This is a genomic window from Streptomyces lincolnensis, from assembly GCF_021173675.1.
Classification (GTDB): Bacteria; Actinomycetota; Actinomycetes; order Streptomycetales; family Streptomycetaceae; genus Streptomyces; species Streptomyces lincolnensis_B.
This window is the reverse complement of sequence record NZ_JAIHON010000021.1, coordinates 140,407-153,010: the sequence shown is the minus strand read 5'-3', so window position 1 is coordinate 153,010 and position 12,604 is coordinate 140,407. Positions and strand designations below refer to the sequence as shown.

Here is a 12,604-nt window from a genome sequence, read left to right as displayed (position 1 = left end):
GTGAACTGAACTGGTGTCCCTCGACACCGTCAAGACCAACGACTTGCGCGCCAGTGGGATTTGGGCATCCGGGAAACAAGTGCCCCCGCGCCCCATACGATGCGTTGTTGCCGCCGTGGGTCGCACGGTCGGCCGGCGACGGCGGAAGGGCAGGGGCGGCATGGTCATCAGGCGCAGACCCGCGGACATGGTGGTGTCCGAACTCACCGAGCTGGACCGCTCGCGGAGCCGGGCGGACCTGCTGTGGGAGCTGTTCCGGCACGCCGAGGCCGAGGTGACCACGGCGATCGGCTGGTATCTGGAGCGGCGCCGGGCGCCCTCCCGCTGGTCGCGCTCACTGCGCGCCCTCGCCGCCCTGCTCGGGATCGTGGGCACGCTCACACCGCTGGTGCACTCGGCCGCCCCGGCGGCCGTGCGGCCGGAGTGGGGCTTCGTCTTCCTGGCCGCCGGCGCGGGCTGTGTCCTGTTCGACCGGATCTTCGGCTTCTCCGCGTCCTGGACCCGGTACATCCGTACCGAACTGGCCCTTCAGCAGGTCCTGAAGAGGGCCCAGTCCGACTGGGCGCAGCTGTATCTGCGGGCCACCGACGCGCCCAGCGACAAGGAGCAGACGGCCCTGCTCGCGGTGATCGAGCGGCTCCGGCGGGACACCCAGCGCGTGATGGAGGAGGAGAGCGCGGCCTGGGTCGGCTATCTGGCGGAGGGGGTCGAGGAGTTGACCCGTTCCACGGCCGGCGGGGCCGGTCAGCGACCGGCGCCCGCGGGTCTGTTCCGCATGGACCGGCTGTCCGGCCGTGACCGGGTCGGCGAGCAGACCCAGCGGCCCCGCGACACGGCTCTGTGACCGCGGGGCCGCCGGCCCGCCCGGCGCGCCTGCGCCCCGCTCCCTACTCCGCCGGTGCCACCCCGGCGCGCAGCAGCCCGTACGCGTAGGCGTCCTCCAGGGCCTGCCAGGAGGCCGCGATGACGTTCTCGGCGACGCCCACGGTCGACCACTCCCCCGCCCCGTCCGAGGTGGAGATCAGGACGCGGGTGGTGGACTGGGTGCCGTGGACGCCCTCCAGGATGCGGACCTTGTAGTCGACGAGGTCGAGCTTGGCGAGCTGGGGGTAGATCTTCTCCAGGGCCACCCGCAGCGCCCGGTCCAGCGCGTTGACCGGGCCGTTGCCCTCCGCCGTGGCGACGATGCGCTCGCCCTTGGCGAAGAGCTTGACCGTGGCCTCGTTGGCGTGGGTGCCGTCGGGGCGGTCCTCGACGATCGCCCGCCAGGACTCGACCTGGAAGTACTTCAGGGGGCGGCCCTCGACCTCCGACCTCAGCAGCAGCTCGAAGCTCGCGTCGGCGGCCTCGTAGGTGTAGCCCTTGAGTTCGCGCTCCTTGACCCGTTCGACCACCCGGCCGACCAGTTCGCGGTCGCCGCCCAGGTCGATGCCGAGTTCCTTGCCCTTGAGCTCGACGGAGGCCCGGCCCGCCATGTCGGACACCAGCATCCGCATGGTGTTGCCGACCTGCTCGGGGTCGATGTGCTGGTACAGGTCCGGGTCGACCTTGATGGCCGAGGCGTGCAGGCCGGCCTTGTGGGCGAAGGCCGAGACGCCCACGTACGGCTGGTGCGTGGACGGGGTGAGGTTGACGACCTCGGCGATGGCGTGGGAGATGCGGGTCATCTCGCGCAGCCTGCCGTCGGGCAGGACCTTCTTGCCGTACTTCAGCTCCAGGGCCGCGACCACCGGGAAGAGGTTGGCGTTGCCGACCCGCTCGCCGTAGCCGTTGGCCGTGCACTGGACGTGGGTGGCGCCCGCGTCCACGGCGGCCAGGGTGTTGGCCACCGCGCAGCCGGTGTCGTCCTGGGCGTGGATGCCGAGCCGGGCGCCGGTGTCGGCGAGGACGGTGGCGACGACCGCCTGGACCTGGGCGGGGAGCATGCCACCGTTGGTGTCGCAGAGGATGACGACGGAGGCGCCGGCCTCGGCGGCGGTCCGTACGACGGCCTTGGCGTACTCGGGGTTGGCGCGGTAGCCGTCGAAGAAGTGCTCGCAGTCGACGAAGACGCGGCGGCCCTGTGCGGTCAGGTGGGAGACGGTGTCGCGGACCATCTCCAGGTTCTCGTCGAGTGTGGTGCGCAGCGCGAGTTCCACGTGCCGGTCGTGGGACTTGGCGACCAGGGTGATCACCGGGGCGCCGGAGTCCAGGAGCGCCTTGACCTGCGGGTCCTCGGAGGCCTTGGCGCCGGCCCGGCGGGTGGCGCCGAAGGCGACCAGCTGGGCGTGTTTGAAGTCGATCTCCGCTTGCGCGCGGGCGAAGAACTCGGTGTCCCGCGGGTTGGCGCCGGGCCAGCCGCCCTCGATGAAGCCCACGCCGAAGTCGTCCAGGTGCCGTGCGATGGCCAGCTTGTCCGCGACGGTGAGGTTGATGCCCTCCCGCTGGGCGCCGTCGCGCAGGGTGGTGTCGAAGACGTGGAACTGATCGTCGAGCTCGCTGGTTTCGGTCATGGTCTCAAGGCTCCTGAGGATTTGGATCTCGGTCGTACCGGAATGACCGGCTCCACCGCCCCCACACAGTCCCTCACGCTCTCGCCTCCGGCTACGGATGGGCCAGAAATGCGAAAAACCCCTCGCGGGTGCGAGAGGTCTGCGCGCGGGTCGAGGACGACGGTGTCCACCCGTACCTGGTCGTACGTGGTGGTCACTGCGGACCGGCGCGCCTGCTGCCAATAATCATGGCGAACGAGAGCACGGGGGCAGTCTGGCACAACCGGCCCCCGCGCTCACCGCCCGTCTCAGGATGCGAGCAGAGTGCTGGTCACCGCAGGTGGCGCACGAAGGCGTCGGTGGCGTCGTTGGTGTCGCCGGCCGGGATCAGGGTCGGGTCGGCGGACTCGAACATGATGCGCCGGGCGCCGTCGGAGATCCGCCCCGGCAGGACGTCGGCCGTGGCCGTGCCGCCGTTGGTGTCGGGGGTGACCAGGGTGGTGGTGCCCTTCTTGAGGTCCCGCAGGTAGACGGGGTACTCCGTGCCGTACTGGCTGCCGGGCTCGGTCACCTCCGACTTGAACGTGACGTACCGGCCGTCGGCGCTCACCGCGGCGTTGCGGGTGTAGACCTGGCCGGGCCCGCCCTGGGTGCCGTGGATGCGCTGGTTCTTGCCGCCGGCGATGTCGTGCACGAAGACGTTCCAGCTGGCGTCGTTGTCTTCGGGGACCAGGTGGGTGTCCCGGGACTCGAAGACGACCGTGCGGCCGTTGCCGCTGATGGACGGGTTCAGGGACTCCTTCTCGGTCTGCGAGCCGTCGTGGGAGCGGTCGATCTGGGTGCGCTTGCCGCTGGTGCGGTCGTACATCCAGACGTCGCCCCAGTCGTCGCCGCGCGGGCCGTTGGCGTAGTTGTACTGGTAGACGATCCGGCGCCCGTCGTCGCTGACGGTCGGTTCGGAGGCGTTGCGGGGCTCCCAGGTGGGCCTCTCGTGGCTGATCCGCTCGGTGGTGCCGGCGATCCGGTCCCGCAGGAAGACCACGCTCGTGCCCTCGGCGTCCTGGAGCGTGTAGACCGCGAAGCGGCCGTTGGGGCTCACCGACAGGTCGGCCGGCTGCCCCGAGTACCCCTCGGGGATCTCGATGCCGAAGCCGACGCGCTCGCCCGTGGCGTGGTCGTGGATCCACACGTCCGTGTCCTCCGGGGGCGAGGTGAACTGGGCGTAGACGTAGCGGCCGTCGTTCAGGACCGCCAGCAGGCCGCCGAACCCGGCGAAGCGGAGCTTGCCGGTGTGCGGGTCGCGCAGGTACATGCCGCTGTGCGGCACGTTGGGGTCCAGGTCCTCGGCGTCCGAGCTGAGGGCGATGTGACGGCCGTTGCGGCTGATGACGGCCACGCGGTTCTCGCCGTTGCCCGCCTTGCCCTCCGGTGTGACGCTGACCGGCTCGGTGTACGGCGCCCTGGGCGCGGCGGCGGCGCTCGTGGCCGGAACGGCCAGGGTCGCCGTGGCGGCGACGGCGGCGATCGCGAGCGCCAGGACGCGCTTGTTCCTGTGCATGCTTGTTCCCCCGTGATGGTGCATGGCTGTTCCCCCGTCGTGATGCATGCTCGCTCCCCCTGAAGTCCCCGTGGACGCATTTTCCCCGGCCCCGCGCCGAGGGCTCTCCATGAGGCAAACGCACCACACGGCACACAGTCAATCCCCCGAATTGAGTACAACCCGGACAGGATCTCAAGCGTCCGCGAGAAGACCGGTGTCCAGGAACTCCCGGACGTGGCCGAGAATCATCCCCCGGTCCGTGCCCCGGAGTCCGATCGCCACGTGGATGGAGAAACCGTCCAGGAGCGCCCGCAGCCGGGCGGCGAACCGGTCCGGGTCGACCGTCCGGAACTCCCCCCGGGACATCCCTTCCGCGATCAGCGCCACCAGGTCGCGGTGCCAGGCGCCCTCGATGGCGGCCTGCCGGTCGCGCGCCTCGTCGTCGGCGTTCTGCGAGCGGTTCCAGACCTCCAGCCAGAGGGTCCAGTGCGGGTCGCGGTGGCCGTCGGGGACGTACAGGTCGACGTAGGCGTCGAGCCGTGCGCGCACCGTGCCCGTGCGCGTCAGCAGCCGGGCCCGCTCGGCGCCGAGGCGTCCCTCGCTCCACTCCAGGGTCTGGAGCAGCAGTTCGTCCTTGGAGCGGAAGTAGTAGAGGAGGTGGCCGCTGCTCATGCCGACCGCCCGGCCGAGCGCCGCCATGGTGAGCTTCTCCAGGCCGCGTTCGGCGATCATCTCCATGGCGGCGGCGAGGACGTCCTCGCGGGGCGGGGCCTGCTTTCGCCCACCGGCCATGCGCGCTCTCCTAGCTCCTCGGTTGCTGCTGCTGCGGGCGGATCCTCGGCTGCTGCTGCGTGACGCAGTGGATGCCGCCACCGCCCGCGAAGATCGTACGGGCGTCCACCGGCGTCACGGTCCGCTCGGGGAACAGCCGGCGGAAGATGCCGGCCGCGATCTCGTCGCGCGGGTCGTCGAAGCCGCACAGCACGACCCCGCCGTTGCAGAGGTAGTGGTTGATGTAGGAGTAGTCGGCCCAGTGGCCGTCGGCCTCCAGGACGGTCGGGGCGGGCACCTCCACGACCTCCAGGCGTCGGCCGCGCGCGTCGGTCTGCGACCTGAGCAGGCCGATGAGCTCCTCGGTCACCTCGTGGTCGGGGTGGGCCGGGTCCGGCTGGGAGTGCGCGACGACCACGCCGGGGCGCGCGAAGGCCGCGACGATGTCGACATGGCCGAGGGTGCCGAAGCCGTACGGAGGATAGTCACCGGTCAGTCCGCGCGGCAGCCAGATCGCCTTGCGGGTCCCCAGCATGGCGTGGATCTCGCTCTCCACCTCCTCCCGCGTCCAGCCGGGATTGCGCTCGGGACCGAGCTGGACCGTCTGGGTCAGCAGGACCGTTCCCTCGCCGTCGACATGGATCGCGCCGCCTTCGTTGACGAGCCTCGAGGCGTACGTCCGGTGCGAGCCGGCCAGCTCCGAGACATGCGCGGCGATCTTCGCGTCGTGCTCCCAGCGGGCCCACTCCTGGGCGCCCCAGCCGTTGAACGTCCAGTCGACGGCGGCGAGTTCACCGCGGTCGTTGGTCAGGAAGGTCGGCCCGACGTCCCGCATCCAGGCGTCGTCGAGATCGCGTTCGACCGTCTCGATGCCGTCGCCGTCGCCGAGCAGACCGCGGGCCTCCCGCGCCTCCCCCGGCCCGCAGACCACCGTCACCGGCTCGAACCGGCGGACCGCGCGGGCCACCGCGGCCCAGGCGCGGCGGGCCTCGGCCAGGTCGGCGGGGTCGTCGAAGGTCGGGTTGGGGCCCGGCCAGGCCATCCAGGTGCGTTCGTGCGGGGCCCATTCGGCGGGCATGCGGAAGCCGTCGGCGGCGGGCGTGTTCATCAGGCGGATCCTCAGAGGAAGTACAGGCGGTTGAGGGAGACGGAGTCGGCGGGCTCGGAGCGCAGCGGTTCGCCGTCGAGGGTGACCAGGCCGGTGCGCTGGTCCACGTCGACCGATCCGGTACGGGAGTTGAGGCGCAGGTCGGCCGGTCCGATGCCCCGGGTGCCGCGCACGGCGACCCTGCGGCGGCGCGTCGGCATGGTGTCGTCGCCCTGGTCGAGGGCGGCCTGCGCGACGAAGGCGACCGAGATGTCCGCGGGCGTGGCGCCGTACGCGCCGAACTGCGGGCCCAGGACGAGCGGTTCACAGGTGTCTGTCGCCGCGTTGGGGTCGCCGGTCACGCCGTACGCCGGGAAGCCGGACTTCAGCACCAGCTGGGGCTTCGCGCCGAAGTACTCCGGGCGCCACAGCACGATGTCGGCCAGCTTGCCGACCTCGATGGAGCCGACCTCGTGCGAGAGTCCGTGCGCGATGGCCGGGTTGAGGGTCAGCTTGGCCATGTAGCGCAGGACGCGTTCGTTGTCGTGGCCGTCGTCCGGGGCGCCGAACTCGGCCTTCATCTTCCCGGCCATCGCGAAGGTGCGGCGGACGGTCTCGCCCGCCCGTCCCATGCCCTGCGCGTCCGACGAGGTGATGCCGATGGCGCCCAGGTCGTGCAGCACGTCCTCGGCGCCCATCGTCCCGGCGCGGATGCGGTCGCGGGCCAGGGCGGCGTCGCCGGGCAGGTCGGTCTTGAGGCCGTGGACGGAGACGATCATGCCGTAGTGCTCGGCGACGGCGTCCCGGCCGAAGGGGAGGGTGGGGTTGGTGGAGGAGCCGATGACGTTCGCGACGCCCGCCATCTTCAGGACGTTCGGCACGTGCCCGCCGCCGCAGCCCTCGATGTGGAAGGCGTGGACGGTACGGCCTTCCAGGACCCCGAGCGTGTCCTCGACCGAGAGGCATTCGTTCAACCCGTCGCTGTGCAGGGCGACTTGGACGTCGTACTCCTCGGCGACCCGGAGAGCGGTGTCCAGGGCCCGGGTGTGGGCGCCCATGTCCTCGTGGACCTTGAACCCCGAGGCGCCGCCTTCCGCCAACGCCTCCACGAGAGGCGCCGGACCGGACGACGAACCCCGGGCCAGGAACCCGATGTTGACCGGCCAGGCGTCGAAGGCGTTGAACGCGTGCCGCAGCGCCCAGGGCGAGTTGACCCCGACGCCCCACACCGGGCCGAACTCCTGCCCGATGATCGTGGTCACCCCGGAGGCGAGCGATGCCTCCATGATGCGCGGCGACAGCAGATGGACGTGCGTGTCGACGGCCCCGGCGGTGGCGATCAGCCCCTCGCCGGAGACGATGGAGGTGCCCGTGCCGACCACGACGTCGACCCCGTCGAGGGTGTCCGGGTTCCCGGCCCGCCCGATCGAGCTGATCCGCCCCTCCCGGATGCCGATCGAGACCTTGCGGATGCCCTGCACGGCGTCGATCACGACGACATTGCCGATCACGACGTCACAGGTCTCCCGCACGGCGGCGGCCTTGAGGTGCAGTCCGTCCCGGGCGGTCTTGCCGAAGCCGGCCAGGAACTCGTCGCCGTGCCGCTGGGAGTCGGACTCGACGCGGATCACCAGCCCCGAGTCACCGAGGCGGATCCGGTCGCCCGCGCGGGGGCCGTGGGTGGCGGCGTACTCGTACGGATTCACCGCGCGCTCCCCTCGGCGGCCGCCGCGCCCAGATACCCGCAGGCGGCGGCCCGGAGCAGGGCCTCCTCCTTCGCTCCCGGCGCGTCCAGCGGTCCGTCGACGAGCCCCGCGAACCCGATCGCGATCCGCTCGCCCCCGATCGGCAGCAGCCCGACCTCGACGCTCTCCCCCGGACCGAAGCGCACGGACGACCCGGCGGGGACGGCGAGCCGCATGCCGTAGGCGGTCGCCCGCTCGAAGTCGAGCCGCGGGTTGACCTCGAAGAAGTGGAAGTGGGAGGTCACGGAGACCGGCACACCGGCCGTGTTGGTGACGGTGAGCCGTACGACCGGCTCGGGTTCGGTGTGCGCCGGTCCCGGCAGCAGCGCGCCGGGCCCTTCCCGGTCCCGCCCCGCGCCGATCGGATCGCCGACCACCGCGAGCCGTGAGCCGTCGTCGAAGACGGCTTCGACATGCACCTCGGTGACGATGTCGGCGACCCCCGGCAGCACGTCGTCCGGGCCGAGCACCGACCGGGCCCGCTCGACCGCCTCCGCCAGCCGCACACCGTCCCGGGCGGCCTCGCACACGGTGTCCGCGATGAGCGCGGTCGCCTCGGGGACGTTCAGCCGCAGCCCTCTGGCCCTTCTCGCCCGGGCCAGCTCGGCCGCTCCGAAGAGCAGCAGCCGGTCACGTTCCGTCGGGGTCAGTCTCATGGCGTGGCACCTTCTTGCCTTGTCTCGCTTTAGAGCGTCACTCTAAAGCGAGACACCACCGATCGAAAGACCCAAGCCGGATCATTGAGCCCTCTTCTTTGAACATCACTCCAATCGAGGCGGCTCCGGAGGCTCAGCGCGCCTCGGCGACCCCGTAGGCGGTCCGTGTCTCCCGCAGGTCCTCGTCCTCGGTGAACGCGCCGCCGCCCGCGAGCGCCCCGCCGAGGAGGGCGGTGAGGAGGGCAGCGACGCCGATCGACATCCGCCGGCGGGAGGGCCCGTGCCGTACGGGCGAGGGTTCGGGGGGCACCGCCCCGCACGCGATGCGGCTCCGCGCGTCCACCCACGCCTCCGCCTGCGCCCCGCGCAACCCGCAGGCCGCGACGAACGCGGCGACGAGTTCGGCGCGGGGCAGCCGGTCGCGGCCGAGCATGGTGGCCGCCGTGGAGTAGGGCAGCGCGTGCCCGGCGTCGGCCGCCCGGCGCTCCAGCGACCGGTAGCTGAGGCCCGACCAGACCTTGAGGCGGCGCAACGCCGCGACGAAGGCGGCCGGGTCGGTCTCGGGCGGTGCGGGCGGTGCGGTGGTCATCGTGGCCCCCTGTGAGCTGGACGTACGCGGTCTCGCACAAGCTCGAACACCCTGACAGCTTGAGGAACGGCGAGAGCGGTGGTCAACCTCGGTGCGGATTCCCGGTGTTGGAGGTCACATGGTTCTGTACCGCAGCTCTCGCCGTCATTTCGGCACCACGGTCGCGGGCGTCGCGGCACTGCTGACGCTCGGCGTCCCCGCCGCCGGGTCCCGGTCCCGGCCGGCGCGCCGCGACGGCGACACGCTCGCCGACTTCGTCCGGCGCACCTGGCCCGAGGGGGCCGGCGGCACCGTGCTCGCCGCGCGGGGCACCGAGCCGGTGTACTGCGCCGGGTTCGGCGCGTCGGACCGCGCCGTCGGCACCCCGGCGAGCTGCCGCACGGTGTACGACGTCATGTCGGTCACCAAGCAGTTCACCGCGGCCGCGGTCCTGAAGCTGGAGGTGCTGGGGCGCCTGCGGGTGAGCGACCCGGTCAGCCGCCACCTGGGACCGGTGCCGGACGACAAGCGCGCCGTCACGATCGAGCACCTGCTCACGCACACCTCGGGTCTGGTCGAGGGGCTCGGCGACGACTACGACCCGCTCTCCCGCGAGGAGTTGGTGCGCGGGGCGCTGGCGTCGAGGCTCCGATCGGCGCCGGGAGCGGAGTTCCGCTACTCCAACACCGGGTACAGCCTCCTCGCCGCGATCGTCGAGAAGGCGTCCGGGGAGGGCTACGAACCGTTCCTGGCCCGGCACCTGTTCGCCCCGGCCGGGATGACCCGGACCGGATACGTGCTGCCCCGGTGGCCACGGCACCTGGTCGCCGTGGAGTACGACAGCCGGGGACGGAGCCAGGGCAGGCCGTACGACCATCCCTGGGCCGCCGACGGGCCGTACTGGAACCTGCGCGGCAACGGCGGCATGCTCTCCACCGCGGGCGACATGCTCCGCTGGCACCGCGCACTCCTCGGCGAGCGGATCCTGCCGGCGCAGGCCAGGGACAGGCTGTTCGCGCCACACGTGCCGGAGCCCGGCTCGGAGAGCTTCTACGGCTACGGCTGGAGTGTCCAGGACACTCCCGAGGGCCCGCTGGCCTGGCACGACGGCGGCAACGACTGGTCCTCGGCACTCCTGGGCCGCTCCCTGCGCGACGGCGTCCTCGTCTTCTGGGTGAGCAACCAGGCCCGCCGGGACGGGAAGTGGAACCTGGAGGACCGGGCGGAGGACCTGACCCTGGGCATCATCGAGCGGGTACGGGCCGGGGACGCGTGAGCGCCGGGACGGACGGAGCCCGCCGCACGGTCGCGGCGGGCTCCGACAGGGCCGGACAGGGCGGACGGGCTCAGCCCAGCTTGTGCATCCAGCCGTGCTTGTCCTCCGTGACACCGCGCTGGATGCCGAGGAGGGCCTCGCGCAGACGGAGGGTGACGGGGCCGGGTGTGCCGTCACCGTGGCTCCAGGCGGCGTCCTTGGTCTTGGCGTGGCCGATGGGGGTGACGACGGCGGCGGTGCCACAGGCGAAGACCTCGGTCAGGGCGCCGGAGGCGGCGTCCTCACGCCACTGCTCCAGCGTGACCACGCCCTCCTCGGCGGTGTACCCGAGGTCGCGGGCGACCTGGAGGAGGGAGTCACGCGTGATGCCCTCCAGGATCGAGCCGGTGAGCTCGGGGGTGACGATCCGGTCGCCGTAGACGAAGGCGATGTTCATGGAGCCGGACTCCTCGACCTTGGTGCGGGTCACCGCGTCGAGGTAGACGACCTGGTCGCAGCCGTTCTTCGCGGCTTCGGCCTGCGGGAGCAGGGAGGCCGCGTAGTTGCCGCCGGTCTTGGCGTCGCCGGTGCCGCCGGGGACGGCACGGACGTAGTCCTCGGAGACCCAGATGGTGACCGGCTTGACGCCCCCGGCGAAGTACGCGCCGGACGGGGAGGCGATCAGCATGAACAGGTACTCGTTGGCCGGGTGGACGCCGAGCGCGGCCTCCGTGGCGAACATGAACGGGCGCAGGTAGAGGGACTCCTCGCCGCCGTGCGGCGGGACCCAGTCGCCGTCCTGCGCGATCAGCGCGTCGAGGGCCTCGATGAACAGCTCCTCGGGCAGCTCGGCCATGGCCATCCGGCGGGCGGAGTTGCGGAAGCGGCGGGCGTTGGCCTCGGGGCGGAAGACCGCGACCGAGCCATCGGCCTGGCGGTAGGCCTTCAGGCCCTCGAAGATCTCCTGACCGTAGTGCAGGACGTGGGTGGAGGGGTCGAGGGAGATCGGCCCGTACGGGACGAGCTGGGCGTCGTGCCAGCCGCGGCCCTCGGTCCACTTGATCGTCACCATGTGGTCGGTGAAGTGCCGGCCGAACCCGGGGTTGGCCAGGATCGCCTCGCGCTCTGCGGCGGCGAGCGGACTGGCGGAGGGCTTGAGCTCGATCGTGGGCTGCGTCATGAGTGGGTGTCCTTCACCGGTGTGGGTAGTGACGGGCCGCGCTCACGCCCGTACTGCCAGTGGCCAGTGCTAGGACGTCCGAGCATTCCCTCATTCCGCGGCTCCGCGTTCGATTATCGCAAGCGGAGGTCCGTGGACGAAACGGCGTGATTGCGACCCAGGGATGATGGTGGCACCCGGCGGGGACATACGAAAGCCGCCGGGTGGTGAGTGACCCGGCGGCTTCGAGGGTGATCGAGTGCGCGGCGGGTCAGCCGGCTACTCGTACGGCGAGCGCGTCGCCGATCTCGGAGGTGCTGCGGGCGGGCTTGCCTGCGCGCTCCGCGAGGTCGGCGGAGACGGCCTCCTCGATGCGCGCGGCCTCGGACTCGTGGCCGAGGTGACGCAGCAGGAGGGCGACGGACAGGACCGTGGCGGTGGGGTCGGCCTTGCCCTGGCCGGCGATGTCCGGGGCCGAGCCGTGCACGGGCTCGAACATGGACGGGAACTCGCCGCTCGGGTTGATGTTGCCGCTCGCGGCGACGCCGATGCCGCCGGAGACGGCCGCGGCGAGGTCGGTGATGATGTCGCCGAAGAGGTTGTCGGTGACGATGACGTCGAACCGGCCCGGGTCGGTGACCAGGTAGATCGTGGCCGCGTCGACGTGGATGTAGTCGGTGGTGACGTCGGGGAACTCCTCGGCCACCTTGTTGAAGACGTTCGTCCACAGGTGACCGGCGAAGGCCAGCACGTTGTTCTTGTGGACCAGCGTGAGCTTCTTGCGGGGGCGGGCCTGGGCGCGGGCGAAGGCGTCCCGGACCACGCGCTCGACACCGAAGGCCGTGTTCACGGAGACCTCGGTGGCGACCTCGTGCGGGGTGCCCTTGCGGATGGTGCCGCCGTTGCCGGTGTAGGGGCCCTCGGTGCCCTCGCGGACCACGACGAAGTCGATCTCCGGCTCGCCGGCCAGCGGGGTGGCGACACCCGGCAGCAGCTTCGACGGGCGCAGGTTGACGTGGTGGTCGAAGAGGAAGCGGAGCTTCAGCAGGAAGCCGCGCTCCAGGACACCGGACGGCACCGACGGGTCGCCGATGGCGCCGAGCAGGATCGCGTCGTGCTTCTTGAGCGCGTCCACGTCGGCGTCGGTGAGGGTCTCACCGGTGGCGTGGTAGCGCTTGGCGCCGAAGTCGAACTCCTTGGTCTCCAGCTTCACATCCTGCGGAAGGACGGCGGAGAGGACCTTGAGACCTTCGGCCACGACCTCCTGGCCGATGCCGTCACCGGGAATCACTGCGAGATTGATGCTGCGAGACATGCCGGGCACACTACTCCTCGTCCCATGGGATGACACG

The 12,604-nt window shown here is 71.5% G+C and carries 11 protein-coding genes; 2 read left to right on the top strand and 9 right to left on the bottom strand.

Annotation, left to right across the window (positions count from 1 at the left end):
* Positions 1-160: 160 nt before the first annotated feature.
* Positions 161-844 (top strand): SLATT domain-containing protein, encoded by a 684-nt coding sequence (locus K4B79_RS43180; RefSeq protein ID WP_232032930.1) that lies wholly within the window; start codon positions 161-163, stop codon positions 842-844.
* Between the two features lie 43 nt (positions 845-887).
* Here K4B79_RS43180 and cimA read toward each other — a convergent pair whose 3' ends face one another.
* From cimA to K4B79_RS43145, 7 genes are all read right to left on the bottom strand, one after another.
* Entirely contained in the window at positions 888-2,492 is a 1,605-nt protein-coding gene (cimA, locus tag K4B79_RS43175) for a citramalate synthase (RefSeq protein WP_232032929.1), read from the bottom strand.
* A gap of 310 nt (positions 2,493-2,802) precedes the next feature.
* The gene (locus tag K4B79_RS43170) at positions 2,803-4,029 is read right to left on the bottom strand and encodes a hypothetical protein (protein ID WP_232032928.1); all 1,227 of its coding nucleotides are present in this window, start codon (positions 4,027-4,029) and stop codon (positions 2,803-2,805) included.
* 174 nt (positions 4,030-4,203) lie between these two features.
* Positions 4,204-4,803: a TetR/AcrR family transcriptional regulator gene (locus tag K4B79_RS43165; RefSeq protein ID WP_232032927.1), complete on the bottom strand. Its 600-nt coding sequence runs from the start codon at positions 4,801-4,803 to the stop codon at positions 4,204-4,206.
* 10 nt (positions 4,804-4,813) lie between these two features.
* Complete coding sequence (locus K4B79_RS43160) at positions 4,814-5,890, bottom strand: agmatine deiminase family protein (RefSeq protein WP_232032926.1); 1,077 nt, start codon at positions 5,888-5,890, stop codon at positions 4,814-4,816.
* Positions 5,891-5,901: 11 nt separating this feature from the next.
* Positions 5,902-7,575 (bottom strand): urease subunit alpha, encoded by a 1,674-nt coding sequence (locus K4B79_RS43155; RefSeq protein ID WP_232032925.1) that lies wholly within the window; start codon positions 7,573-7,575, stop codon positions 5,902-5,904.
* Positions 7,572-8,270 carry an urease subunit gamma gene (ureA, locus tag K4B79_RS43150; protein ID WP_232032924.1) on the bottom strand — a complete coding sequence of 233 codons (699 nt, stop codon included), beginning with the start codon at positions 8,268-8,270 and terminating at the stop codon, positions 7,572-7,574. Before ureA ends, K4B79_RS43155 begins: the two co-directional genes overlap by 4 nt.
* Positions 8,271-8,403: 133 nt before the next feature.
* Complete coding sequence (locus tag K4B79_RS43145) at positions 8,404-8,859, bottom strand: hypothetical protein (protein WP_232032923.1); 456 nt, start codon at positions 8,857-8,859, stop codon at positions 8,404-8,406.
* Positions 8,860-8,977: 118 nt separating this feature from the next.
* Here K4B79_RS43145 and K4B79_RS43140 point away from each other — a divergent pair, with 118 nt between their 5' ends.
* Positions 8,978-10,114 carry a serine hydrolase domain-containing protein gene (locus K4B79_RS43140; RefSeq protein WP_232032922.1) on the top strand — a complete coding sequence of 379 codons (1,137 nt, stop codon included), beginning with the start codon at positions 8,978-8,980 and terminating at the stop codon, positions 10,112-10,114.
* 70 nt (positions 10,115-10,184) lie between these two features.
* Here the strand turns inward: K4B79_RS43140 and K4B79_RS43135 are convergent, their stop codons facing one another.
* Both K4B79_RS43135 and K4B79_RS43130 read right to left on the bottom strand, forming a co-directional pair.
* Positions 10,185-11,273: a branched-chain amino acid aminotransferase gene (locus tag K4B79_RS43135; protein ID WP_232032921.1), complete on the bottom strand. Its 1,089-nt coding sequence runs from the start codon at positions 11,271-11,273 to the stop codon at positions 10,185-10,187.
* Positions 11,274-11,523: 250 nt separating this feature from the next.
* Positions 11,524-12,567, bottom strand: a complete 1,044-nt coding sequence (locus K4B79_RS43130; protein ID WP_232032920.1) for a 3-isopropylmalate dehydrogenase — start codon at positions 12,565-12,567, stop codon at positions 11,524-11,526.
* Positions 12,568-12,604 lie beyond the last annotated feature (37 nt).